This window comes from Terrabacter carboxydivorans, from assembly GCF_039532035.1.
GTDB classification, from domain to species: Bacteria; Actinomycetota; Actinomycetes; order Actinomycetales; family Dermatophilaceae; genus Terrabacter; species Terrabacter carboxydivorans.
On the sequence record NZ_BAAARE010000002.1, the window covers coordinates 282,661 to 305,603 of the forward strand.

The 22,943-nt window shown below is 71.4% G+C and carries 22 protein-coding genes; 17 read left to right on the top strand and 5 right to left on the bottom strand.

Features of this window, described 5'->3' with window-relative positions:
* Nucleotides 1-2: 2 nt before the first annotated feature.
* A complete protein-coding gene (locus tag ABD297_RS03260; protein WP_344252913.1) occupies nucleotides 3-920 on the bottom strand; it encodes a sigma-70 family RNA polymerase sigma factor in 918 nt (305 codons plus the stop codon).
* 683 nt (nucleotides 921-1,603) lie between these two features.
* On the opposite strand from ABD297_RS03260, the gene ABD297_RS03265 reads away from it, so the two are divergent.
* From ABD297_RS03265 to ABD297_RS03290, 6 genes are all read left to right on the top strand, one after another.
* Nucleotides 1,604-2,668 carry a LacI family DNA-binding transcriptional regulator gene (locus ABD297_RS03265; RefSeq protein ID WP_344252914.1) on the top strand — a complete coding sequence of 355 codons (1,065 nt, stop codon included), beginning with the start codon at nucleotides 1,604-1,606 and terminating at the stop codon, nucleotides 2,666-2,668.
* A gap of 115 nt (nucleotides 2,669-2,783) precedes the next feature.
* On the top strand, nucleotides 2,784-4,037 hold the full coding sequence (locus ABD297_RS03270) for a sugar ABC transporter substrate-binding protein (protein WP_344252916.1): 1,254 nt from the start codon (nucleotides 2,784-2,786) through the stop codon (nucleotides 4,035-4,037).
* Between the two features lie 4 nt (nucleotides 4,038-4,041).
* Nucleotides 4,042-4,944: a carbohydrate ABC transporter permease gene (locus tag ABD297_RS03275; protein ID WP_344252917.1), complete on the top strand. Its 903-nt coding sequence runs from the start codon at nucleotides 4,042-4,044 to the stop codon at nucleotides 4,942-4,944.
* A 2-nt stretch (nucleotides 4,945-4,946) separates the two neighbouring features.
* Nucleotides 4,947-5,852, top strand: a complete 906-nt coding sequence (locus ABD297_RS03280; protein WP_344252919.1) for a carbohydrate ABC transporter permease — start codon at nucleotides 4,947-4,949, stop codon at nucleotides 5,850-5,852.
* A gap of 33 nt (nucleotides 5,853-5,885) precedes the next feature.
* Nucleotides 5,886-7,490 (top strand): glucoamylase family protein, encoded by a 1,605-nt coding sequence (locus ABD297_RS03285; RefSeq protein ID WP_344252921.1) that lies wholly within the window; start codon nucleotides 5,886-5,888, stop codon nucleotides 7,488-7,490.
* An 80-nt stretch (nucleotides 7,491-7,570) separates the two neighbouring features.
* Nucleotides 7,571-9,442 (top strand): glycoside hydrolase family 3 protein, encoded by a 1,872-nt coding sequence (locus tag ABD297_RS03290; RefSeq protein ID WP_344252922.1) that lies wholly within the window; start codon nucleotides 7,571-7,573, stop codon nucleotides 9,440-9,442.
* Between the two features lie 4 nt (nucleotides 9,443-9,446).
* Here the strand turns inward: ABD297_RS03290 and ABD297_RS03295 are convergent, their stop codons facing one another.
* Complete coding sequence (locus ABD297_RS03295; RefSeq protein ID WP_344252924.1) at nucleotides 9,447-9,695, bottom strand: DUF2630 family protein; 249 nt, start codon at nucleotides 9,693-9,695, stop codon at nucleotides 9,447-9,449.
* 37 nt (nucleotides 9,696-9,732) lie between these two features.
* Here ABD297_RS03295 and ABD297_RS03300 point away from each other — a divergent pair, with 37 nt between their 5' ends.
* The 3 genes from ABD297_RS03300 (at nucleotide 9,733) to ABD297_RS03310 (ending at nucleotide 10,890) form a co-directional block, all read left to right on the top strand.
* The gene (locus tag ABD297_RS03300; protein WP_344252926.1) at nucleotides 9,733-9,858 is read left to right on the top strand and encodes a hypothetical protein; all 126 of its coding nucleotides are present in this window, start codon (nucleotides 9,733-9,735) and stop codon (nucleotides 9,856-9,858) included.
* A 9-nt stretch (nucleotides 9,859-9,867) separates the two neighbouring features.
* The gene (locus ABD297_RS03305; protein WP_344252928.1) at nucleotides 9,868-10,035 is read left to right on the top strand and encodes a hypothetical protein; all 168 of its coding nucleotides are present in this window, start codon (nucleotides 9,868-9,870) and stop codon (nucleotides 10,033-10,035) included.
* Between the two features lie 165 nt (nucleotides 10,036-10,200).
* On the top strand, nucleotides 10,201-10,890 hold the full coding sequence (locus tag ABD297_RS03310) for a hypothetical protein (RefSeq protein ID WP_344252931.1): 690 nt from the start codon (nucleotides 10,201-10,203) through the stop codon (nucleotides 10,888-10,890).
* Here the strand turns inward: ABD297_RS03310 and ABD297_RS03315 are convergent.
* Entirely contained in the window at nucleotides 10,788-11,885 is a 1,098-nt protein-coding gene (locus ABD297_RS03315; protein ID WP_344252934.1) for a LacI family DNA-binding transcriptional regulator, read from the bottom strand. The two genes, ABD297_RS03310 and ABD297_RS03315, sit on opposite strands and share 103 nt — an antisense overlap.
* Before the next feature lie 259 nt (nucleotides 11,886-12,144).
* Here ABD297_RS03315 and arfA point away from each other — a divergent pair, with 259 nt between their 5' ends.
* The 6 genes from arfA to ABD297_RS03345 are packed head-to-tail and all read left to right on the top strand — an operon-like array spanning nucleotide 12,145 to nucleotide 20,249.
* Complete coding sequence (arfA, locus tag ABD297_RS03320) at nucleotides 12,145-13,680, top strand: arabinosylfuranosidase ArfA (RefSeq protein WP_344252935.1); 1,536 nt, start codon at nucleotides 12,145-12,147, stop codon at nucleotides 13,678-13,680.
* Nucleotides 13,677-15,026: an ABC transporter substrate-binding protein gene (locus tag ABD297_RS03325; RefSeq protein WP_344252937.1), complete on the top strand. Its 1,350-nt coding sequence runs from the start codon at nucleotides 13,677-13,679 to the stop codon at nucleotides 15,024-15,026. Before arfA ends, ABD297_RS03325 begins: the two co-directional genes overlap by 4 nt.
* 4 nt (nucleotides 15,027-15,030) lie before the next feature.
* Nucleotides 15,031-16,002, top strand: coding sequence for a carbohydrate ABC transporter permease (locus tag ABD297_RS03330; RefSeq protein WP_344252938.1), 972 nt, complete (start codon nucleotides 15,031-15,033; stop codon nucleotides 16,000-16,002).
* Nucleotides 15,999-16,826: a carbohydrate ABC transporter permease gene (locus ABD297_RS03335; RefSeq protein ID WP_344252940.1), complete on the top strand. Its 828-nt coding sequence runs from the start codon at nucleotides 15,999-16,001 to the stop codon at nucleotides 16,824-16,826. Before ABD297_RS03330 ends, ABD297_RS03335 begins: the two co-directional genes overlap by 4 nt.
* A gap of 10 nt (nucleotides 16,827-16,836) precedes the next feature.
* Complete coding sequence (locus tag ABD297_RS03340) at nucleotides 16,837-19,194, top strand: family 43 glycosylhydrolase (protein ID WP_344252941.1); 2,358 nt, start codon at nucleotides 16,837-16,839, stop codon at nucleotides 19,192-19,194.
* Nucleotides 19,191-20,249, top strand: a complete 1,059-nt coding sequence (locus ABD297_RS03345) for a glycoside hydrolase family 43 protein (RefSeq protein WP_344252943.1) — start codon at nucleotides 19,191-19,193, stop codon at nucleotides 20,247-20,249. The genes ABD297_RS03340 and ABD297_RS03345 overlap by 4 nt, the downstream gene beginning before the upstream one ends.
* Before the next feature lie 24 nt (nucleotides 20,250-20,273).
* Here ABD297_RS03345 and ABD297_RS03350 read toward each other — a convergent pair whose 3' ends face one another.
* Both ABD297_RS03350 and ABD297_RS03355 read right to left on the bottom strand, forming a co-directional pair.
* Nucleotides 20,274-20,990 (bottom strand): zf-HC2 domain-containing protein, encoded by a 717-nt coding sequence (locus tag ABD297_RS03350; RefSeq protein ID WP_344252945.1) that lies wholly within the window; start codon nucleotides 20,988-20,990, stop codon nucleotides 20,274-20,276.
* On the bottom strand, nucleotides 20,987-21,475 hold the full coding sequence (locus ABD297_RS03355) for a sigma-70 family RNA polymerase sigma factor (RefSeq protein WP_344252948.1): 489 nt from the start codon (nucleotides 21,473-21,475) through the stop codon (nucleotides 20,987-20,989). The genes ABD297_RS03350 and ABD297_RS03355 overlap by 4 nt, the downstream gene beginning before the upstream one ends.
* 142 nt (nucleotides 21,476-21,617) lie before the next feature.
* On the opposite strand from ABD297_RS03355, the gene ABD297_RS03360 reads away from it, so the two are divergent.
* Nucleotides 21,618-22,460 (top strand): uracil-DNA glycosylase, encoded by an 843-nt coding sequence (locus ABD297_RS03360; protein ID WP_344252949.1) that lies wholly within the window; start codon nucleotides 21,618-21,620, stop codon nucleotides 22,458-22,460.
* A gap of 35 nt (nucleotides 22,461-22,495) precedes the next feature.
* Nucleotides 22,496-22,921 carry a GNAT family N-acetyltransferase gene (locus ABD297_RS03365; protein WP_344253115.1) on the top strand — a complete coding sequence of 142 codons (426 nt, stop codon included), beginning with the start codon at nucleotides 22,496-22,498 and terminating at the stop codon, nucleotides 22,919-22,921.
* Nucleotides 22,922-22,943 lie beyond the last annotated feature (22 nt).

Genomic DNA, 22,943 nt, shown 5'->3' on the forward strand with positions numbered 1-22,943 from the left:
CCTCAGGCGGGCAGGTAGTAGATCTCCATCTCACCGAGCCGGGCTCGGTCGGCCACCATCTCGATGCCGGTGACGACGTCGCCCTCGACGGTGAAGCGGAAGGCCACCTGTGGCTGGCCGTGGAGGGTCCACACCGCGCCGACGCCGCCGTCGAAGGCCGCGAGCCGTGCCGACCTCGCACCGCCGTTGAAGCGCTGGGCCACGGCGTCCGGGCCTCGCAGCTGCGCCGGTGCGCCCATCGCCGTGGCGGCCTCGTCGGCCGTGAGCACGACGTCGGGGTCGAGCATCTCGAGCAGTGCCGCGAAGTCCCCGCCGCGCGCCGCGGCGAGGAACGCGCCGACCACCTCGCGCTGGCGCGTCCGGGCCGGGCTCGTCTCGGCGGCGTCGGCGGACCGCACGCGTCGCCGGGCACGGCTCGCGAGCTGGCGGGTGGCCGCGGGGGAGCGGTCGACGATGTCGGCGATCTGCTCGAAGGGCATGCCGAAGAGGTCGTGCAGCACGAAGGCGAGCCGCTCGGCGGGGGCCAGGGTGTCGAGGACGACGAGCAGGGCCAGGCCGATGCTGTCGGCGAGCTCGGCCTCGCTCGCCGGGTCGGGCGCGTGGTTGCCCGTGGGACCGGTCTCGACGCGGGCCCCGCCCGTCCCGACGAGGTCGGCCAGGCCTGCGTCCCAGCTGTCCTCGCGCCGCGACCCGCGCGACCGCAGCATGTCGAGGCTGATCCGCCCGACGACGGTCGTCAGCCACCCGGCGAGGTTGGACACCTCGCTCGTGTCGCTCCGGCTGAGGCGCAGCCAGGCCTCCTGCACGGCGTCGTCCGCGTCGGCCGCCGAGCCGAGCACCCGGTAGGCGACGGCGCGCAGGCGCGGTCGCTGCGGCTCGAAGTCGCGGGCCAGCCACTGCTCGCGGGGGCTGTCGTCCATCGTCGTCACATCCTCGGGTCGTGGTCCGTCATAGCACTGACGAGCCGGTGCCACCGGATGTGACACCGCACGATGCAAGGAGAGACCGATGTCTGCTGTGAACACGCTCATCTACCCCGTCGCCGACCTCGCCGATGCCGACGGCAACATGATCGGCCTCATGCAGGGGTGACCTCAGGCGTCCCGGCCGTCACCGATCGCGTATGCCGTCCGGCGCGCCGGGAGGGGTCGCCGCCCGTCCCGGACGAGAAAGTTCACCACGCCCGCACCGGGCGTCGCGCGGCGGTCGACGCGGTCCGCGGCGGGCGAGTCCGTGGGCCGTGCCGACGACCGGACTCGGGAGTGTCATAGGACCGCGGGACTCGAACGGTGACGCCCGAATTCGTCTCTGCCACAGTCTGATCGGCGGCGTGCCACCCAACGGTCACGGTCGCGCCGTGGTGGCGTGACGGCATACGCCAGCGGGTATGTGTCGGGCGTCCGTGGAAGGGGTCGGGAGGGGTGTCCCAGACGCCCGGCCCGGCCCCTTCCGGCTGCCCCGGCCGCTGGACCGGCCTTGCGCGTCCTGTCCGACCTGTGCACTATGGGAACGCAGATGTAAGCGCTTACAGAGCCGAGGGGACCCGGCAGGGGGTCTGGCCGCGCCGCATCACTCAACGACGAGACGCGAGAGGCGGGACCCCATGGCGACAGCACGCAAGCACGACGGCGGATCGACCCCGATCGCGTCGTCGGCCCCCGCCCCGTCGAGCTCCGTCGGGGCCACGATCTACTCCGTCGCCGAGCGTGCCGGCGTCTCGATCGCCACCGTCTCGCGGGTGCTCCAGGGCGCCGGCACGGTCTCGGCGAAGACGACCCAGAAGGTGCTCGACGCCGTCGAAGAGCTCAACTACGTGCCGCTCGGCGCCGCCCGCAGCCTGGCCGTCCGCCACCACGAGGCGCACGGCCTCGTGCTCCCCGAGCTCTCCGGCCCCTACTACTCCGAGCTGCTCATGGGCTTCGAGTCGCGCGCCGCCGAGCTCGGCCAGAGCGTCACGCTCATGCTCACCGACGGCAAGGCCGACATCGCCCGCGCGGTCCGGCAGCTCGCCACGCACGTCGACGCGATCGCCGTGCTCGGCTCGGCCGCGATGCCGCCCGCCGTCGCCCGCGCCCTCCACGGCCAGAAGCCCGTCGTCATCATCGCCGGCACCCCGCAGGAGGGCATCGAGAGCGTCCGCGCCGAGAACGCCGACAGCGCGCAGGAGCTCACCGAGCACGTCCTCGCCCACGGGCGCAAACGGCTGCTGTTCGTCGGTGACCCAGAGGGCGCTCCCGACATCACCGAGCGTCACGCCGGCTTCGTCGCCGCCCACCGCGCCCGCGGCCTCGAGCCGGCCCCGCCGGTGCGCGTCCCGTTCCGCGAGGGGGAGGGCGAGGCCGTCGCCGAGCGCATCCTCGCCGGCGAGATCGAGGCCGACGCGCTCGTCTGCGCCAACGACGAGCTCGCCCTCGCGATCATGACCCACCTGCAGGACGCCGGCCGCGACGTGCCCGGCGACATCGCCGTCGTCGGCTGGGACGACGTCATGACCTCCCGCTACGTCCGGCCGGGCCTGACCACCGTGCGCCAGCCGGTCCACGAGCTCGGCGTCATCGCGGCCGAGCGCCTCCACCAGCGGGTCTCCGGCGGCCAGACCCGCCTCGAGCCGCAGATCCTGCCGACCCAGGTCGTCATCCGCGGGTCCTGCGGCTGCGCCCGGCGCTGACGCGCCCAGCCCCCCGACTCCATCCCGCCCCCCACACCCCCCGACACAGCCGTCGGAGAACACCCGAGAAAGCGAGACACCGATGAGACGCACCACAGCCATCACGGTCGCGTGCATGACTGCCGCGGCCCTCACCGTGAGCGCCTGCGGTCGCAGCGCCGACAACGGCGGCAGCGCCGCCGGCCAGACCGGCGCCGCCGTCAGCACGGGCAAGGCCACCGGCACGATCACCGTCTGGGCCATGGGCGCCGAGGGCGCCAGCCTGCCGAAGCTGACCGCGGACTTCGAGGCCGCCAACCCGGGCGTCAAGGTCCAGGTCACCGCCATTCCGTGGCCTGCCGCGCACGACAAGTTCACGACCGCCATCACGGCCGGCAAGACCCCCGACGTCGCCATGGTCGGCACCACGTGGATGGGCGAGTTCGCGAGCAGCGACGCGCTCGACCCGACCCCCGCCTCGATCGACAAGTCCGCCTTCTTCGACGGCGCGCAGAAGACCACCGAGGTCAAGGGCACCTCCTACGGCATCCCGTGGTACGTCGAGACGCGCGTGCTCTACTACCGCACCGACCTCGCCAAGAAGGCCGGCTACGACACCGTGCCCACCGACTGGCAGGGCCTCAAGGACATGGCCAAGGCCATGCAGACCAAGGCCGGCGCGCAGTACGGCATCGGCCTGCAGGCCGGCGGCGAGGGCTCGTGGCAGACGGTCATGCCGTTCGCGTGGAGCGACGGCGCCGAGCTGACCAAGGACGGCGGCAAGGCCTACAACTTCGACAGCCCCGCGCTGCTCAAGGCCACGAAGTACTACCAGTCCTTCTTCACCGACGGCATCTCCAACAAGAGCGCCCCGGCGACCCCGACGACCGAGCCCGACTTCGCGAGCGGCAAGGTCCCGATGTTCATCTCCGGCCCGTGGGAGATGTCCGCGGTCGAGAAGGTCGGCGGCGCCGGCTTCAAGGACAAGTACAACGTCGCGCCGATCCCTGCCGGCTCGGCCGGGTCCTCGTCGTTCGTCGGCGGCTCCAACTTCGTCGTCTTCAAGAACACGAAGAACCGCGACACGTCGTGGAAGTTCGTCCAGTGGCTCACCGACCCCAAGGTCCAGGCCAAGTGGTACACCATCTCGACCGACCTGCCCTCGGTGAAGAGTGCCTGGCAGGACCCGGCCCTCGCCTCGGACAAGAAGCTCGCCGTCTTCGGCAAGCAGCTCGAGACGGCCAAGGCGCCGCCGTCGTTCCCGACGTGGGAGCAGGCCGTCAAGGGTCTCGACACCGAGATGGAGAAGATCACCAAGACCGGTGAGGACCCCGCGACGGGCCTCAAGACGGCCCAGCAGCAGGCCGACTCCATCGGGACGGGTCTGTAGTCCGATGACCGTCCAGACCGGCACGACCGGTGCCCGCCGGCGGGAGGGGCGGGCGGCCTGGATCCTCGCGATCCCCTTCTGCCTGCTCTTCCTCGCCTTCACGGCGTGGCCGGTGATCCAGTCGCTCTTCATGAGCATCACCGACACGAAGGCTCGCGACCTGCGACACCCCTTCAGCGTCAACATCATCGGGCTCGACAACTTCACCAAGGCGCTGTCGGACCCGACCTTCCGGCAGGCCGCGGGCAACACGGCATACTTCGTCCTCGTCGGCATGCCGCTGACGCTCGCCGCCGCGCTCGCTGCCGCAGTCGCGCTGGACAAGGGGATCACCCGCTTCCGCGCGATCTTCCGCCTCGGTTTCTACATGCCGGTCATCACCTCGATCGTCGCGGTGGCCGTCGTGTGGCGCTTCCTGCTGCAGGACCCGGGGGGCCTCATCAACACCGCGCTCGGGTGGGTCGGCATCACCGGGCCCAACTGGCTCGGTGACCCGAGCTGGTCGATGCCTTCGCTCATCCTCATGGCCGCGTGGCGCAACTTCGGCACGGCGATGATCATCTTCCTCGCCGGCCTCCAGGCGGTCCCGGCCGAGCTGCACGAGGCGGCCGCGATCGACGGCGCCGGCGCGTGGAAGAGGTTCCGCCATGTCACGATGCCGCTGCTGCGCCCGACCCTGCTCTTCGTCATGGTCACGACGGCCATTGGCTATCTCCAGTTCTTCGAGGAGCCGTTCGTCATGACCCAGGGCGGCCCGCTGAACAGCACGATCTCGCTGTCGATGTACACCTACCAGCAGTTCGGCTTCGGCAACTACGGCCTCGCGTCGGCGATGAGCTACCTCATCTTCCTCGTCATCGCGATCGTCACGGCCATCCAGTTCCGCCTGCTCCGAGAGAGGACGTGACCATGTCCGTCGACACCGCACCACGGCAGACCGCACCGGCTCCCGCCCCGAAGTCCCGGGCGAGCAGGACCGGGTCCGGCATGGTCGGCACGAGCCAGGGCGGCCGCTGGTGGCTCTACCTCGTGCTCGTCGTCGCGCTCATCGCCGTCATCGCCCCCTTCGTCTGGATGGTGCTCGGCAGCTTCAAGGGTGAGGGCGAGCTGCGCCAGGTGCCGCCGACGTGGCTGCCCCAGCACGCGTCGCTCGACAACTACACGCAGCTGTTCAGCAGTCTGAACTTCGGGCAGTTCTTCACCAACTCCATCGTGGTCGCCGTCGTCGTGACGGCCGGCAACCTCGTCTTCTGCTCGATGCTCGGCTACGCCCTGGCGATGCTCGACTTCAAGGGGAAGAAGGTCATCTTCGTCGCCGTCATGGGCACGCTCATGATCCCCGGTGTCGTCACCTTCGTGCCGCTCTTCGTGCTCGTGGCCAACGCCGGCCTCATCGACACGATCCCGGGCCTGTTCCTGCCGTTCCTCGTCAGCCCGTTCGGCGTCTTCCTCATGCGCCAGTTCATCCTCGGGCTGCCCAAGGACCTGCTCGACGCGGGCCGGGTCGACGGCGCGGGCGAGCTGCGCATCTTCTTCCGGATCATCCTGCCGCTGTGCGGTCCCGCCCTGGCCACGCTCGGGATCCTCACCTTCCTCGGCAGCTGGAACAACTTCCTCTGGCCCCTCGTCGTCGCGCAGTCGGAGGACCGATACACCCTGCCGGTGGCCCTCGCCCTCTACTCGACCGGCCAGAACAGCACGAACTACGGCCTGCTGCTCGCCGGGGCGACGGTCGTCATCATCCCGATCCTCGTCGTCTTCCTCATCTTCCAGAAGCGGTTCATCGAGGGCATCGCCACCACCGGCCTCAAGTAGGCATCCCCACCCCGGAAACAGGAGCACTGCACCATGTCCGAGAAGAAGCTCTACACCCCCAGCCGTCGCTCGATGCTCGTCGGCGGGGCCGCCTCGGTCGCCGCCTTCGCGCTCGCCCCCTCGGCCTCCGCATCCACGGGCACGACCTCACGCAAGGGCCCGTATGCCGTCCGCTCCCTCGAGAGCAGCACGGTGCGCACCTGGGCGGCCGACACGTGGCGCAGCCTCGTCGCGATGACCGACCCGACGACGGGCCTGCCGGCCGACAACATCCCCGAGTCGCTCGCCGCCGGGGACCGCTCGGGCTACACCTCGCCGACCAACATCGGCGGCTACCTGTGGTCGACGATCGCGGCGCGCGAGCTCGGCATCATCACCCGCGGTGAGGCGACCGCCCGCCTCGTCCGCACGCTCAAGACCGTGGAGCGCATGGAGCACCACACACCGAGCGGCATGTACTACAACTGGTACGACGAGGCGACGGCCAAGGCGCTGCACACGTGGCCCGGGTCCGGCGACACGGTCGTCCCGTTCTGCTCGAGCGTCGACAACGGCTGGCTCGGCGCGGCCCTGCTCGTCGTGCAGAGCGCCGACCCCGGTGCCGCCCCGTGGGCCAAGCGGATCTTCGAGCGCATGCGCTGGGACGCCTTCTACAACGACAACAGCGACCCGGCCCACCAGGTGCGGGCCGGTGGCCTCATCCACGGCGGCTTCTACCCCTACGAGGACGGCCGCCCCGGCGGCACCTACAAGGGCACCTACATCGGCGGCGACCCCGTGTGGCTCACGACGCACCACTACGACACGACCGTCTCCGAGACCCGCATCACGAGCTACCTCGGCATCATCACCGGGCAGATCCCGCCGAAGCAGTACTTCGCGATGTGGCGCACCTTCCCGGCGACCTGCGACTGGTCCTGGCACGAGATGCAGCCCGTCGGCGTCAACCGCACGTACTACGGCCTCGACGTCTACGAGGGCGCCTACACCTACCGCGGCATGCACGTCGTGCCCGGCTGGGGCGGCAGCATGTTCGAGGAGCTCATGCCGGACGTCTTCGTCGACGAGGCAACTTGGGCGCCGAAGAGCTGGGGTCGCAACCACCCCAACCACGTGCGGGCCCAGCGCGAGCACGGCCTCGTCGAGGCGGGCTACGGCTACTGGGGCTTCAGCCCGTCGAGCGACCCCTTCGCCGGCTACCGCGAGTACGGCGTCGACGCCCTCGGCCTCAACCCCGACGGCTACTTCTCCGACAAGGAGAAGACCAACTACGACCCCGGCTTCGGCGACTGCCGCGCGGCGACCAATCCCTCGCCGACCTACGGCGACGGCGTCGTCACACCGCACGCGTCGTTCCTGGCGATGATGCACGAGCCCGACGCGGCGTTCACCAACCTCGCACGGCTGAAGTCCGACTTCGACTCCTACGGCCGGGGCGGCTTCTTCGACGCCATCGCGGTCGGCTCGGGCACGGTGGCGCGGCGCTACCTCTCCCTCGATCAGGCGATGATCATGGGCGCCGTCGGCAACGTGCTGGGCCACGACGTCATCCGGCGGGCCTTCAGCACCCCCGCCGTGGAGCGGGCACTGCGGCCCGTCATCGGCGTCGAGGAGTTCGGCGCCAGCCCGGTCGCCTGACCCCGGAGTCCCACCCCACGTGGCCGCCCGCCCGGACCGGTCGGGCGGCCACGTCCCCTCACGACGAAAGGCACCACCCCGTGCGCCCCGAGCTCTCCACCTCCGAGGACGGCGTCGCCTACCGCGACCTCAACGGCAACGGCCGGATGGATCCCTACGAGGACCCGCGGCTGCCCGTGGAGGAGCGGGTGGAGGACCTCCTCGGACGGCTCTCCCTCGAGGAGAAGGTCGGCCTGATGTTCCAGACGGTCATCGAGGCCGGCGCGGACGGGATCGTGCTCGAGCACCCCGGCAACATCAGCAAGTCGCCGACGAGCACCGTCGTGCTGGAGAAGCACCTCAACCACTTCAACGTCCACGCGCTCGACGACCCCCGCATGGCGGCCCGGTGGAGCAACGCGCTGCAGGCGCTCGCCGAGCGCACGCCACACGGCATACCCGTGACGGTCTCGACCGACCCCCGGCACGCGTTCATCGAGAACGTCGGGGTCTCGTTCTCCGCGGGCGCCTTCTCGCAGTGGCCCGAGCCGCTCGGGCTCGCGGCGCTGCGTGACGCGGACGCGGTGCGCCGCTTCGCCGACATCGCGCGGCAGGAGTACGTCGCCGTCGGCATCCGCGCCGCCCTGCACCCGACGCTCGACCTCGCGACCGAGCCGCGCTGGGCGCGCCAGGCCGGCACGTTCGGCCAGGACCCCGACCTCGTGACGGAGCTCGGCGTCGCGTACCTCAAGGGTTTCCAGGGGGATTCGCTCGGGTCGGACAGCGTGGCGTGCACGAGCAAGCACTTCCCGGGCGGCGGTCCGCAGAAGGACGGCGAGGACGCGCACTTTCCCTACGGCCGCGAGCAGGTCTACCCCGGTGGGCGTTTCGCCGACCACCTCAAGCCGTTCCCGCCGATCATCGAGGCCGGGACCGCCGGGATCATGCCCTACTACGGCATGCCGGTCGACCTCGTCGTCGACGGCGTCGAGATCGAGCCGATCGGCTTCGGCTACAACAAGCAGGTCGTCACCGGCCTGCTGCGCGAGAAGCTCGGCTACGACGGCGTCGTCGTCACCGACTGGGAGCTCGTCAACGACAACCACGTCGGCGACCAGGTGCTACCGGCGCGCGCCTGGGGCGTCGAGCACCTCGACCCGCACGGCCGGATGGAGCTCATCCTCGAGGCCGGCGCCGACCAGTTCGGCGGCGAGGAGTGCGTCGAGATCCTCCTCGACCTCGTCGCCCAGGGCCGCGTGACCGAGGCGCGCATCGACGAGTCCGCCCGTCGCATCCTCGCCGTGAAGTTCCGCCTCGGCCTCTTCGAGAACCCCTACGTCGACGAGCACGAGGCCGTCGCCGTCGTCGGGCGCGACGACTTCCGCGACGAGGGGCATGCCGCGCAGGCCCGGTCGGTCACGGTGCTGCAGAACGGCGCACCGGCCGGCGCCCGCCCGGCCGGCGCCACGGTCACGTGCGCCGAGGCGACGGTGCCCCTTCGCGACGGGTTGTCCGTCTACGTCGAGAACGTGTCGCCCGAGGCCGCAGCCCGGCTCGGCAGCGTCGTCGAAAGGCCGGAGGACGCCGACGTCGCGGTCGTGCGCCTCACGGCGCCGTTCGACCCGCGCTCGGACCTCTTCCTCGAGTCGTGGTTCCACCAGGGCTCGCTCGACTTCCCGCCCGGACTCGTCGCCCGGCTCGAGCGCATCGCCGCGCAGTGCCCGCTCGTCGTCGACGTCGTGCTCGACCGACCCGCCGTCCTCACCCCGCTGCTACCCGTCGCCACGACGGTCGTCGCGAGCTACGGCACGAGCGACGCCGCGCTCGTGGACGCGCTGCGAGGCGTCGTCACCCCGGTCGGGCGGCTGCCGTTCGACCTGCCGCGGTCGATGGACCAGGTCCGCGCCCATGGCGAGGACGTGCCGGGCTACGACGACCCGCTCTTCCCCTTCGGCCACGGCCTGACGGTCTGACCGCTCAGCCGGTGTAGCCCTCGACCGTGCGCTCCGAGCGCACCTCGGCGTCGTCCGGGTTCTCCCCGAACTCGCGCTTGGCGCGGCGCTGGCGCAGCAGGTCCCAGCACTGGTCGAGCTCGACCTCGACGCTGCGCAGCCGGGCATGCTCCTCCTCGACGGTGATCTCACCGGCCTGGAGCGAGGAGCGCAGCCGGTGCTCCTCGTCGATGAGCGAGGTGATGCGGTCCTGGATCGACGGGTCGTCAGCCATGTCGCCACCTTGGCACGGGCAGCACCCTCCGTCGAGAGTGTTCGTCGCCCGGGAGCGACTCGGCCTGCGCGCGGACGTCGTCCCCGGCGGGCACCTCGCCGCGCTGTCGCACCCGGCGGAGGTCACGGCATACCTCTTGGCCGGAGGCCGGCGCGAGGAGTAGGAAGAAGGCATGAACCGGTCGCCGGTGCTCGTGGCCTACGCGCTCGTCATGGTGGCGCTCATCGTGACCGTCGACGTGCTCTTCTTCCGCGACCATGCCTGGGCGCGGCTCATGGTCAACGTCGGGATCGTGCTCGTGTTCGGCGCCTTCTACGTGCGGTTCTCCCGCTCCGCCTGAGCCGACCGCCTCCCCGAGCCGAACCGAGCCGAGCCGCTGCGCTTGTGCAGACCTTGCGGCATTCCTGCGCCGGACCGCCGCCGCCCTTGCGACGAGGTCGAGACACTGTGCGAAGACGCCGGAGCGGCGTCGTCCGTGCACCGTCCACCCGTCGAGGAGCGCCCCGTGCCCGTCCGTGCCCTGCCGTTCGGCTCCGACCTGCTCGGCGTCACCGCCGTCGCCCTGGCCGGGACCGTCGTGCTGTCCCTCGGCGCCTACGTGCTGCTCGACGGACGTCCTGACCGACCCGCTGCCCAGCCGGCGCGCGTGGCCACCTCGATCGCGTCGCCGTCGACCTCGGCGTCGCCCTCGACCAGCCCGTCGACCACGCCGTCGGGGGTGCTCCTCTCGGAGCACGTGACGACGGGCCTGCGACCGGTGGTCGGCGCACTGTCCACCGTGGTCCCCGGTCGTCAGTCGTGGGTGCGGATCCCGTGGACGACCGACACGCCCGTCTGCTCCGTCGCGGTCACCGTGTCGGCCGCAGGCGCGTCCGTCGGCTACCCGCTCGCCACCAAGGCCTATGCGTCGTTCTACCGCGAGGACAGGCTGCGGCCCGCGGCGAGCGACTACACCTCCGTGCGGGTGCTCGTGCCCGCCTTCTCGGTCGCGACCTCCGTGACGGCAGACGTCACGGCCAGCTACACCTCGACCAAGAAGGCCTCGAACGGCGCCCTGCCGAAGGGGTGCGCCGGGACGCCCGTGACGCGGACCTACCGGGTGACGCTGCCCGTGTCGTCCGCCTCGGCGGCCCCGGCGTCCGGTCCGGCGGAGGCCCTGGCGACCCCGGGTGAGGTCACCCGCCCCGTCGGCTGAGACCGCGGGCGTGGGGGGACTCCGAGGGTCGTCTCGCGGGCCTCGAGGGTCCACGCCACCTGCACCTCCTCGGCGGGGCCGTCGTCGCCGTCGATGCGACGCGACAGCAGCTCGAGTGCGGCCCGGGCCAGACCGGTGAGGTCGGGTGAGATGGTCGAGACTGTGGGGTTGGCGTAGCGCGTCTCGGCGATGTCGTCGAAGCCGATGATGGCGACCTCGTCGGGCACCGCGACGCCCGCCTCGACGCAGGCGCGCAGCGCACCGATCGCCATGAGGTCGTTGAAGCAGAAGACCGCGTCGGGCGGCTCGGGGAGCGCGAGCAGCTGCTGCATCGCGGCATGACCGTCGGCGCGCTCGAAGTGCGGGACGCCGATGACGAGGCTGCTGTCGTAGGCGATGCCCGCCGCCTTGAGGGCCTGCCGGTAGCCGCGCAGTCGGGCGGAGGCGGTGCCGCGCATCGTCTCGCGACCGACGGCGGCGATGCGCCGACGCCCTTGCGCGACAAGGTGTTCCGTCGCTGCGCGAGCGGCTGCCACGGAGTCGACGGCGATGTGGTCGAAGTCGGTGGGGACCGGGCGCTCGCCGAGCAGCACCATGGGCAAGCTGTCGGCGCGGCTGCCGATCTCGTCGGCCGACAGCGCGAGCGGGGAGAAGATGACGCCGTCGATGACGTGCGACCGCATGCCCTCGAGCACGACGCGCTCGGCGTCGGCGTCGCCGCCGGTCACGTCGAGCAGGACGATGAAGCCCAGTGCCGCCGCCTCCTCGGTGATGCGGGCGGCGAGCTCGGCGAAGTAGGGGGAGTCCATCGCCGGCACCGCGAGGGCCAGGAAGCCGGCCCGGCCGTGCTTGAGGCTGCGCGCCGAGAGGTTCGGCCGGTAGTGCAGCTCGGCCATGGCGGCCTCGACCCGCTCGCGGGTGCTCGCCTTGACGTGCGGGTGGTGGTTGAGCACGTTGGAGGCCGTCTTGACCGACACTCCTGCCCGCTCCGCCACGTCCCTGAGCCGCGCCGCCAACCGTGTCTCCGTCCGTGCGACCCCTGCGAAGAGGTCCTCCGAGGGTCCGTGCCAAGGACCGTGCGAGGCCCGGTACCGGTCCCCGTCGAGGACAGGCTAGCGCCCGGAACGGCCCGAGGTGATGACCTCGGGCCACCTCTGGACAGATTTCGGTAACCGTTGTAATTTTCAGGTCACCGCGAATGGGTAACCGTTGTAAACGACGGCACCCACCACGCCGACGGTCAAGGAGGACCGCATGGGAGCAGCGACGGTACGGCTGGACCCCGCCTTCACGGTGGGGCCTGTGCGGCCGAGGACCTTCGGGTCCTTCGTCGAGCACATGGGCCGGTGCGTCTACACCGGCATCTACGAGCCGGACCACCCCGGGGCCGACGAGCTAGGCTTCCGCACCGACGTCGCGCAGCTCGTCCGCGAGCTCGGCGTCACCGTGGTGCGCTACCCCGGCGGCAACTTCGTCTCCAACTACCGCTGGGAGGACGGCGTCGGGCCCAAGGCCGACCGGCCCACGCAGCTCGACCTCGCCTGGCGCTCCGTCGAGACCAACCAGGTCGGCACCGACGACTTTGTCGACTGGGCCCGCGGCGTCGGGGTCGAGCCAATGATGGCGGTCAACCTCGGCACCCGCGGGCTGCAGGAGGCCATCGACCTGCTGCTCTACTGCAACGCCGAGACCGGCACGGCGTGGCCCGACCGGCGGGCCAAGAACGGGCACACCGAGCCCCACGACATCCGGGTCTGGTGCCTCGGCAACGAGATGGACGGCCCGTGGCAGATGGGCCACAAGACGGCGGAGGAGTACGCCCGCGTCGCCGAGGAGACGGCCCGCGCGATGCGCCGCATCGACGAGGGTCTCGAGCTCGTCGCCTGCGGCTCGTCCAACCGCGGCATGCCGACCTTCGGCACGTGGGAACGCGTCGTGCTCGAGCGCTGCTTCGACCTCGTCGACCACATCAGCGCCCACGCCTACTACGAGCCCGTCGACGGCGACGTCGACTCCTTCCTCGCCAGCAGCGAGGACATGCACCGCTTCATCGAGTCCGTCGTCGCCACCGCCGACCACGTCGCCACGGTCAAGGGCTCCGACAAGCGGATCATGGTCAGCTTCGACGAGTGGAACGTGTGGTTCCAGGAGCGCTTCCACGGCGAGAGCTCGCTCGAGATCCGCGAGGCGCCCGAGCTCATCGAGGACGTCTACGACGTCACCGACGCCGTCGTCGTCGGCAGCCTGCTCATCACCCTGCTCCAGCACACCGACCGCGTGTCGATGGCCTGCCAGGCGCAGCTCGTCAACGTCATCGCCCCCATCGCCACGAGGCCCGGTGGCGGCGCGTGGCGCCAGACGATCTTCCACCCCTTCGCGCTCACGGCGGCGTATGCCCGTGGCACCGTGCTGCGTCCCGCCGTCCACTGCGACCAGGTGCAGACCAAGGCCTTCGGGCCCGTCGACCAGGTCGTCGTCACCGCCACGCACGACCCCGAGACCGGTGACCTCGCCGTCTTCGTGGTCAACCGCAGCCGCACCGAGAGCGCCGAGCTGACGCTCGACGTCGCGGCCGCCGTGGGGGGCCACCCCACGGCATACGCCCTCGTCGAGCACCTCCAGGTGCACGACGACGACACCTCGGCGAGCAACACCGAGGCACAGCCCGACCGAGTGACCCCGCGCCCGGGGGACGCGGCGGTCGTCGGCACGGACAGCACCACCCTCACGGCAACCCTGCCGCCCACCTCCTGGCACTGCATCCGCCTCACCGAAGGGACCGTTCAATGACGAACTCCACCTCCGCCTCGCCGCTCACCCGCCGCACCATCCTCTCGGGGGCCCTCGGCATCGCGGGCATCGCCGGGCTGACCGCCTGCGGCTCGGGCTCGAGCGCCGTCCCCGGCCAGGCGCCGGCCGTGTCCGCCGGCGGCGGCGCCACCGGCTACACCGGGCCCAAGGTCGCGCTGCAGTTCTGGAACGGCTTCACCGGCGGCGACGGCCCCTTCATGAAGCGCCTCGTCGACCAGTTCAACTCCGAGCACCCCAACATCGCCGTCAGCATGAACACGATGCAGTGGGCCGACTACTACGCCAAGCTCCCCGCTGCCGTGACGGCCGGCAAGGGCCCCGACATCGGCATCATGCACGTCGACTCCGTCGCCACCAACGCGGCCCGCAACGTCATCCAGCCGCTCGACGACGTCGCCTCGGCGCTGAAGCTGAGCGAGAGCGACTTCGCGCCGGTGCCGTGGAAGGCCGGCATCTACAACGGCAAGCGCTACTCGATCCCGCTCGACGTGCACCCCCTCGGCTTCTTCTACAACAAGGACGTCATGGAGAAGGGCGGCCTCGACCCCGAGAAGCCGCCGATGACGGCCGACGACTACATGGCGGCGCTCGAGTCCCTCAAGGGCATGGGGATCCAGGGCCACTGGGCGACCCCGTTCCCGTTCACCGGCAGCATGTCGGTGCAGTCGCTCATCTGGCAGTTCGGCGGCTCCCTCTTCTCCGACGACGCCAAGCAGGTCCTGTGGGCCGACGACGCCGGGGTCAAGGCGCTGACGTGGTTCCAGGACCTCGTCACCAAGGGCTACTCGGCGAGCAAGATCGCCCAGGACGCCGACATCATCGCCCTCCAGAACGGCAAGACCGCCTTCAACTGGAACGGCATCTGGACCATCAACACCCTCAAGGACAAGGCCGACCTCAAGTGGGGCGTCGCGCCCCTTCCCAACATCGGCGGCACCAAGGCGGCCTGGGCCGGCTCGCACCAGTTCATCCTGCCGACCTCACGCACCCCCGACCAGAACAAGCAGACGGCCGCCCGCGTCTTCCTCAACTGGATCAGCACCAAGAGCATCGAGTGGGCCAAGGGCGGTCAGGTGCCGGCCCGCAACTCGGTGCGCGAGTCGGCCGAGTTCAAGGCCCTCAAGGACCAGGCGACCCTCGCCACGCAGATCAACGACCTGCACTTCCCGCCGCCGGTCGCCGGCATCGGCGATGCCATGCCGGAGTTCGAGAAGGCCCTCAACGCCGCCGTCCTCGGCGGTCAGGACCCGAAGACCGCCCTGTCCGACGCCGCCGGCCGCGCCACCAAGATCCTGGAGGCCAACGCCAAGAAGTACGGCGGCTGACACCATGGCTGTGACCACGACACAGCCCACGAGACCGCCCTCGGGAGCGACGCCCGCGCCGGGTGGGCGTCGCTCCCGGGGAGCGACATCCGGCATCCACGGCTCGAGGTGGACGCCCTACCTCTTCCTCTCGCCGTTCCTGCTCCTCTTCATCACCTTCGTCGCCGTCCCGGGCGTCCTCGGCATCTGGATCTCCCTGCACGACTGGGACTTCCTGCTGCCCAACAAGCCCTTCGTCGGCCTGCAGAACTACGCCGACCTGCTCGACAGCGGGTCGCCGCAGTTCGAGCCGTTCTGGAACGGCATGAAGGCGACCGGGATCTTCGTCGTCATCAGCGTGCCGTTCCTCGTCGTGCTGCCGCTGCTGCTCGCGATCCTGCTCAACCGCAAGTTCCCGGGGCGCACCTTCTTCCGGGCGCTCTTCTTCGCCCCGTTCGTCCTCGGCGTCGCGGTCGTCGGGCTCATGTGGCGCTACCTGCTCGACCCGTCCTTCGGGATGGTCAACGGGGTGCTCGGGGCGCTCGGGCTGCCCGACAACACCGCGTGGACGACCGCGCAGCCGTGGGCGTGGATCTCCCTGGCGGCCGTCACCGTGTGGTGGACCATCGGCTTCAACGCCGTCATCTACCTCGCAGGCCTCGCCGACATCCCGGCGGAGCACTACGAGGCCGCCGAGATCGACGGCGCCACGGCCTGGCAGAAGCTGCGCTACATCACGATCCCGGGCCTGCGGCCCGTGCTGGTCTTCGTCATCGTCACGACGGTGCTCGCCAGCGCGAACATGTTCGGGCAGAGCTACCTCATCACCAAGGGCGGTCCTGGCGACTCGACGCGTACCGCGATCATGGAGATCACCGACCTCGGCCTGTCGCAGTACCGCATGGGCCAGGCGTCGGCGATGAGCTACGTGCTCGCCGTCTTCCTCGCCCTCGTCTCGCTCGTCAACTTCTGGGCCCTGAGGGAGAAGAAGTCGTGAAGCGCCGCAACGGACCCCTCTTCTGGCTCGGCATGGGAGTGCTCAGCCTCGTCTTCATCGGGCCGCTGCTGCTCGTGCTGCTGACGGCGTTCAAGTCGCAGGACGAGTCGCGCACGGTGCCCCCGACGTACTTCCCGTCCAAGCCCAGCCTGCGCGCCTTCGACGTCCTCTTCTTCCAGGACTCCGCGAGCCCCGTCCTGCGGTGGTTCCTCAACTCGATGGCGGCCGCGACGATGCACGCCGCCCTCGTGCTCGTCGTGTGCTCCCTCGCCGGCTACGCCCTGGCCCGGATGGAGTTCCGCTTCAAGAAGGCCATCTTCACCGCCATCATCCTGACGCTCTTCGTGCCGGGCTTCATCTTCCTCATGCCCAACTTCCTGCTCCTCGACAAGCTCGGCTGGCTCGACCAGATCTGGGCGCTCGTCGTGCCCGGTGCCGCCGGCGCGTTCGGCGTCTTCTTCCTCCGGCAGTTCTTCATGGCGCTGCCCAAGGAGCTCGAGGAGAGCGCCCGGCTCGACGGGGCCGGAGCGTTGCGCACGTGGTGGTCGATCGTGCTGCCCAACGCCCGCCCCGCGCTCGTGACCCTCGGCGTGCTCAGCTACCTCGCCAACTGGAACGACTTCATCTGGCCGATCTACGTGCTCTTCTCCCCGGAGCGGCTCACGCTGCCCGCCGGCCTCAGCCGGCTCCAGGGCGCTTACACGATCGACTACCCCGTGGTCATGGCCGGCGCCATGCTCGCCGCGATCCCCGTCCTCGCGCTCTACGTCTTCGTGCAGCGCTACGTCATCGAGGGCGTCGCCAGCAGCGGCGTCAAGGGCTGAGGAGTCCACCATGCGTCCATCCGCCTCACCGCGGGCCCGCGCGCTCACGCGCGGAACCGCTTGTCTCGCGGCGGTTCTCGCCGCCGTCGGCCTGACGGCCGCAGCCCCGGCCTTCGGGTCGCGTATGCCGTCCGCCGCCGTCCCAGCCTCAGGCCCCGCGGCCGGTGCCGTGGTCTCGGGGCCCGGCCACACGGCATACGACAACGCCGTCTCGGACTCGTTCTCGGACACCTTCGCCGACCCGTCGGTGATCCGTGGGCGCGACGGCTGGTGGTACGCCTACGCGACCTCCGACCCGCTCAAGGCCGGCGACCCTCCCGGTGCGATGCACATGGCGCGAACGAAGGACTGGTCGAGCTGGGAGTACCTCGGCACGGTGTTCACGGCGGCCAACCGGCCCGCGTGGGCCACCCCGACCGCGGGCCTGTGGGCGCCCGACATCCGTTACGTCGCAGGGCGATACGTCCTCTACTTCACGGTGACCGACACGACGCTCAACCCCGGCGACGACTCGGCGATCGGTGCCGCGACGGCGCCGACCCCCTCGGGTCCCTGGACTCCCGCCCCCGCGCCGGCCGTCCCACCCCGGCCGGCGTCGGGTGGCGGGTTCCTCTGGACCTTCGACCCGGCGGGCTTCACCGACGTCGACGGCCAGCGATACCTCTACTACGGCAGCTACTTCGGCGGCCTGTGGGCGACGAAGATGTCGGCGGACGGGCTCACTCCGGTGGGCACGGCGACGCAGGTCGCGATCGACAACCGCTACGAGGGCTCCTACGTGGTGCGCCACGGCGACTACTACTACCTCATGGGATCCGCGGCGAACTGCTGCGCCGGACCGACCACGGGCTACTCCGTCTTCGCCGGACGGTCGCGCTCACCGCTGGGCCCGTTCGTCGACGCCGAGGGCACGCCGCTGCTGACATCCCGCGTGGGTGGCACGACGGTCCTCACGCAGAACGGCAACCGCTTCGTCGGCGCCGGGCACCACGCTGTGGTGACGGACGCCGAGGGGCGCGACTTCATCGCCTACCACGCGATCGACCGGAACCACCCGTGGCTGACGACGCCCTTCGGCATCAACCGGCGGCCCATGCTGCTCGACCGCCTCGACTGGGTCGACGGCTGGCCGCGCACCCGCGCCGGTGCCGGCCCCTCGGACACCCCGCAGCCGGCCCCGACCCTCGCGTCCGGGCTCGGCATCACGCCGACCGACCCGTCGGCGAGCGGCTTCAAGGGCCTGGCCGCCGGACCCGCCGACCCCGTTACGGGCGACACGGCGCTCGTGCACGGCACCGCCTCGACGACCGCCTCCGCCCCGGCCGGCCCGATCCACGTGCGCCTCGACCACCGCGGCACCGAGCCGCTCCGGGTGCTGCTCGGCCGCGACCAGGCGGTCAAGGTCACGCTCGACCCCAAGGGCTCGCGCCTCACGGCCCAGGTCGAGCGCGACGGCACCGTCCGCTCGTCGACGACCACACTGCCGGCCCTGCCCGCCGGTGCGTTGCGCACGCTGACGGTCGAGGCCACGGCCGACGGCCTCACCGCCGAGGTCACCGAGAGCGACCTCGGCGACGTCGTCGCCCGGGCGACGGTGCCCGGAGACGCCAGGCCGGCCGCTGCCCCCGTGCGCCTCAGCAGCAGCCGCGCCGTCGTCGACAACGTCGTGGTCAACCCGGCAGCCGCGGACGCGGCCGCGCTGGCACCCGTCCCGGTGGCCGGCGCCCTGCTCGAGTCCGAAGAGTTCAGCGACCCGAGCCTCGCCGGCTTCAACTGGGTGCGGCGCAACCCGGCCGTCACCGTCTCGGGCGGCAGCCTGCGGTGGCCCGTCGAGGGCACCGACCTCGTCGGAGGCGGCAACGACGCGAGCGTGCTGCTGCACGACACCCCCGGCGACGGCGACTGGATCGCCGAGGCGAAGACGACCCTCGACCTCGGCGTCGACACCGTGCGCAACTACCAGCAGGTCGGGCTCGTCGCCTACGAGAACGACGACGACTTCGCCCGGCTGTCCAACGTCGCGATCTGGAACACCCGCCAGACCGAGTTCGGGCGTGAGACCGCAGCCGACCCGGCCGACCCCGGGGGCCCCACGAGCTACGGCGGCGCCATCATCGGCACCTCGGCGCCGACGCTGTGGCTGCGGCTCGCCCACCACCGCAACGCCGCCGGCGAGCACCTCTACCGGGCCGGCACGAGCCGCGACGGCGTGCACTGGACGTGGGGCGCGACGTGGACCTTCCGTGCCGGCACCGACCCGCGCATCGGGCTCGTCGCCCATGGTGGCGCCAGCCCCGCCGTCACCGCCGAGGTCGACCACCTGCGGTTCTACGCCTCCACCTGGCCGGCCGACCCGGCGGCAGGATGAGCCGCACCCGTCCCGTCCTCATCCTCGCTCTCGCAGCCGTGCTCCTCGCCGGCTGCGGGAGCGGGGCCACCACCCCTGGAGATCCCGTGACCGCCTCCGCCCCGCAGTCCGCCCCGCAGCCCGGCTCGCAGGCCGGCGCCGCCGCGCCCAGCGCAGCCGCGACCAACCCGGTGTGGCCGAGCAACTTCCCCGACCCGCAGATCCTGCCCGACGGCAAGACGTGGGTCGCGATCGCCACCAACGGCAACGGCATGAACGTCCAGACGCTCGTCAGTGACGACCTCGCCACGTGGACCCAGGGGAGCGACGCCCTGCCGAAGGTCGCCTCATGGAGCACACCCGGCAAGGTCTGGGCGCCCGAGGCGCACCGCTTCGGCGACCGGTGGGTCCTGTACTACACGACGATGGCGCCCGACCCCGCCATCCAGTGCATCGGCCTCGCCGTCGCCGACGACCCGAAGGGCCCCTATCGCGACACGAGCAGCAAGCCCCTTGTCTGCGAGTCGGACCAGGGCGGCTCGATCGACGCGTCACCCTTCGTCGCGTCGGACGGCACGGCATACCTCTACTGGAAGAACGACGGCAACGCGGTCGGCAAGGACACCTGGATCTCGGTCCAGCGCCTCTCGGCCGACGGGCTCAGGCTCGAGGGCGAGCCGAAACGCCTGATCCGACAGGACCTCCCGTGGGAGGGGCAGCTCGTCGAGGCGCCCTTCGTGTGGGAGCGCGACGGCGTCTACCACCTCTTCTACTCCGCCAACGACTACGGCAGCGACAAGTACGCCGTGGGCCACGCGACGGCCTCCTCGCCGACCGGCCCGTTCACCAAGGACCCGGAGCCCGTGCTGACGAGCACCGACGTCGCCGCCGGTCCGGGGCACTGCGCGCTCCTGCAGACCAGGGACGGCCGGGTGCTCATGGTCTACCACGCCTGGGCGCCCGACTCGATCGGCTCCGAGGTGCCCGGTCGCACCATGTGGCTCAGCGAGGTCACCTTCGAGGGGCGCCGGGTGAGCGTCACCCCGCCGCGGACCCAGCTGCCCACCGGACTCTGACGGGAAAGGGTGCCCGGCGACGTCTCACGTCGTGGCCGAGGCGAGCACCTTCCCCGTGCCGGTACGCACCTCGAGCGTGCGGATCTCGTTGGGGCGCAGTGCAGTCGCACCCGTGACCCGGGAGTAGCCGGCGGGCGTCGCGCGCCACGACGCGGCGGTCGTCGCCTTGCCCTTCGCGTCGATGACCCACAGGGCGAGCTCGCCCTCCTTGGGCATGTCCTCGCAGTCGATGTCGAGCTGCGTGCCCCAGCCGCGTGTCACGAGCGCGATGTCGACGCGCACCGAGCTGCCCGGGACCGCCGCCGCCTCGACGTGCGTCGTCGGCAGCGTGGACGTGGCCGTGGGTCCGGCCGTCGGGGGAGCCGTCGCCGTCCACCGGGGCCCCAGCCACGCGCCACCGACGAAGAACGCGGCCGCGGCAGCTGCCGCGAGCCCGGTGAGCCAGGTACGCCGACGGCGTCGGCGGCGGGACACCTCGGCGAGCAGCGACGTGACGCGCTCGTCGTCGGGCTCGGTCAGGAGTGGGGCCGGCACCGCGCCGGGGCCGTCCGCCAGGTGGGGACCACCCTCGGGACCGGCCAGGTCGAGCAGGCGTGACAGGCCCGACACCTGGCCGAGCTCGGTCTGGCACGGGACGCAGGTGCGCAGGTGCTCGCTGTACGCACGGTGGTCCTCGTCGGACAGGCCACCGAGCACGTACGCGCCGAGCAGCACGTGCAGGTCGTCCGATCCGGGGTTCATCGGGTCACTCCCATCTCGTCGAGGATGACGCGCAGGTTGCGCACGGCGTAGTAGGCGCGGGACTTCACGGTGCCCTCGGGCACCCCGACCCGCACGGAGGTCTCGGCGACGGTCAGGCGTTCGTAGTAGAGGCAGCGCACGATCTCACGGTGGTTGGTCTGGAGTCGGCCGAGGGCCTCCTCGACGAGCACCTGGTCGAGGGCGCGGTCGAGGGCGGAGTCCTGCTCGGCGACCTCGACGAGCTGGGCCTGCTGGGGCCGGCGCCCGGCGGCGCGGTACTGGTCGACGATGAGGTGACGGGCGGTGGTGATGAGGTAGGCGCGCAGGTTCTCGGCCTCGGGCGCCTGCTTCCAGACGCGGAGGATGACCTCCTGGACGATGTCCTCGACCCGGTTCGCGTCGCTCGTGGCGCGCCACACGACCCGCCGCAGCATCGGCCCGTGCTCGCGGTAGATCTCCGCAACCGCCTCGTCGTCGAGCGGCATCCCGCCGCCACCTCCTCACTGGTGCTTCCAGTCCGAAGACGCCTGCGCGGCCCTTCCGGTTCAGCGTCGCCCTCCCAGCACGGTCTCACGACACCGACGGGTGCGTATGCCGTCTGCCGTGGTCCCGGCCTAGCGTGGGGTCATGTGCGCTGCCGCCATGCCCAACCCGGCCCAGCACCCCGTGACGGGCGGCCTCTTCCTGTCGCCGGTCCCGCCCGGCACCGGGTGGCCCGGCGACCCGGCGACGAGCGAGACGCCGGTGGCGGCCACCGCCGCGCAGGTGCGCCGGCTCGCGAAGAGGGCGGACGGCATACCCGAGCTCGATGCCCGCATCAGCGTGTGCCGCGCGTGCCCGCGGCTCGTCGGGTGGCGCGAGTCGGTGGCGACGGAGGGCCGCCGCGCAGCGTTCGCCGACCAGCCCTACTGGGGGCGTCCGGGACCCTCGTTCGGCGACCCCGACGCCGAGGTGCTCGTCGTCGGTCTGGCCCCGGCGGCCAACGGCACCAACCGGACCGGGCGCATGTTCACCGGCGACCGCTCGGGTGACTGGCTCTACGCCGCGCTCCACCGTGCGGGCTATGCGAGCCAGCCGACGTCGGTCGCGTCGGGCGACGGCCTCGTGCTGACGGGACTGCGCATCGTCGCGACCGTCCGGTGCGCCCCGCCGGCCAACAAACCCACGACGGAGGAGAAGGAGACCTGCGCGCCCTGGCTCGACCGCGACCTCGAACTGTCGGAGCCGCGGCTGCGCTCGATGCTCGCGCTCGGCTCCATCGCGTGGGACGCGGCACTGGGGGCAGCGCGGCGACGCGGCTGGCTCGTGCCCCGGCCGAAGCCGAAGTTCGGCCACGGCGCCGAGACCGTGCTGCGGACTTCGGCCGGCCACCCGGTGCGCCTCGTCGGCAGCTACCACGTGAGCCAGCAGAACACGTTCACCGGCAAGCTCACCGAGGCGATGCTCGACGAGGTCATCGGGCGGCTCTGAGCGTGCCCGTGGCAAGATCACCGCTCGTGACAGACATGACGAACTTCCGTTCGGTCGTCGGCGAGGCTGACGCGGCTCTCGACCAGCGGCTGTCCGACGAGCTGGACGCAGTGAACGCCGCAGCGACCGCGGGCACCCCCGCGGCGCGCGAGCTGACCGTCCGGGTCGTCGACGAGTCCGGCGAGCTGGCGGCGGGGGTCAGCGGGTGGACGTGGGGCGTCGCGGCCGGCATCGGCATGACGTGGGTCCGTGAGGACGCCCGGGGGACGGGGCTGGGCGAGCGTCTGCTCGCGGACTTCGAGACCGAGGCCCGGGACCGCGGCTGCACGCACGTCTTTGTCACGTCGTTCACCTTCCAGGCGCCGGGCTTCTACGAGAAGCAGGGCTATCGCGAGATCTTCCGCTGGGAGGGCGTGCCGACGCCCGCTGCGGCCGACGTGCACCTCCGCAAGGAGCTCTGACCTCCGCCCGCGGCCGCCGTCA

What these genes read in the sequence shown, in the direction of transcription:
- ABD297_RS03260 (WP_344252913.1), bottom strand. Translation starts at nt 920, where the DNA reads ATGGACGACAGCCCCCGCGAGCAGTGGCTGGCCCGCGACTTCGAGCCG.
- ABD297_RS03265 (WP_344252914.1), top strand. Translation starts at nt 1,604, where the DNA reads ATGGCGACAGCACGCAAGCACGACGGCGGATCGACCCCGATCGCGTCG.
- ABD297_RS03270 (WP_344252916.1), top strand. Translation starts at nt 2,784, where the DNA reads ATGACTGCCGCGGCCCTCACCGTGAGCGCCTGCGGTCGCAGCGCCGAC.
- ABD297_RS03275 (WP_344252917.1), top strand. Translation starts at nt 4,042, where the DNA reads ATGACCGTCCAGACCGGCACGACCGGTGCCCGCCGGCGGGAGGGGCGG.
- ABD297_RS03280 (WP_344252919.1), top strand. Translation starts at nt 4,947, where the DNA reads ATGTCCGTCGACACCGCACCACGGCAGACCGCACCGGCTCCCGCCCCG.
- ABD297_RS03285 (WP_344252921.1), top strand. Translation starts at nt 5,886, where the DNA reads ATGTCCGAGAAGAAGCTCTACACCCCCAGCCGTCGCTCGATGCTCGTC.
- ABD297_RS03295 (WP_344252924.1), bottom strand. Translation starts at nt 9,695, where the DNA reads ATGGCTGACGACCCGTCGATCCAGGACCGCATCACCTCGCTCATCGAC.
- ABD297_RS03305 (WP_344252928.1), top strand. Translation starts at nt 9,868, where the DNA reads ATGAACCGGTCGCCGGTGCTCGTGGCCTACGCGCTCGTCATGGTGGCG.
- arfA (WP_344252935.1), top strand. Translation starts at nt 12,145, where the DNA reads ATGGGAGCAGCGACGGTACGGCTGGACCCCGCCTTCACGGTGGGGCCT.
- ABD297_RS03325 (WP_344252937.1), top strand. Translation starts at nt 13,677, where the DNA reads ATGACGAACTCCACCTCCGCCTCGCCGCTCACCCGCCGCACCATCCTC.
- ABD297_RS03330 (WP_344252938.1), top strand. Translation starts at nt 15,031, where the DNA reads ATGGCTGTGACCACGACACAGCCCACGAGACCGCCCTCGGGAGCGACG.
- ABD297_RS03340 (WP_344252941.1), top strand. Translation starts at nt 16,837, where the DNA reads ATGCGTCCATCCGCCTCACCGCGGGCCCGCGCGCTCACGCGCGGAACC.
- ABD297_RS03345 (WP_344252943.1), top strand. Translation starts at nt 19,191, where the DNA reads ATGAGCCGCACCCGTCCCGTCCTCATCCTCGCTCTCGCAGCCGTGCTC.
- ABD297_RS03350 (WP_344252945.1), bottom strand. Translation starts at nt 20,990, where the DNA reads ATGAACCCCGGATCGGACGACCTGCACGTGCTGCTCGGCGCGTACGTG.
- ABD297_RS03355 (WP_344252948.1), bottom strand. Translation starts at nt 21,475, where the DNA reads ATGCCGCTCGACGACGAGGCGGTTGCGGAGATCTACCGCGAGCACGGG.
- ABD297_RS03360 (WP_344252949.1), top strand. Translation starts at nt 21,618, where the DNA reads ATGTGCGCTGCCGCCATGCCCAACCCGGCCCAGCACCCCGTGACGGGC.
- ABD297_RS03365 (WP_344253115.1), top strand. Translation starts at nt 22,496, where the DNA reads ATGACGAACTTCCGTTCGGTCGTCGGCGAGGCTGACGCGGCTCTCGAC.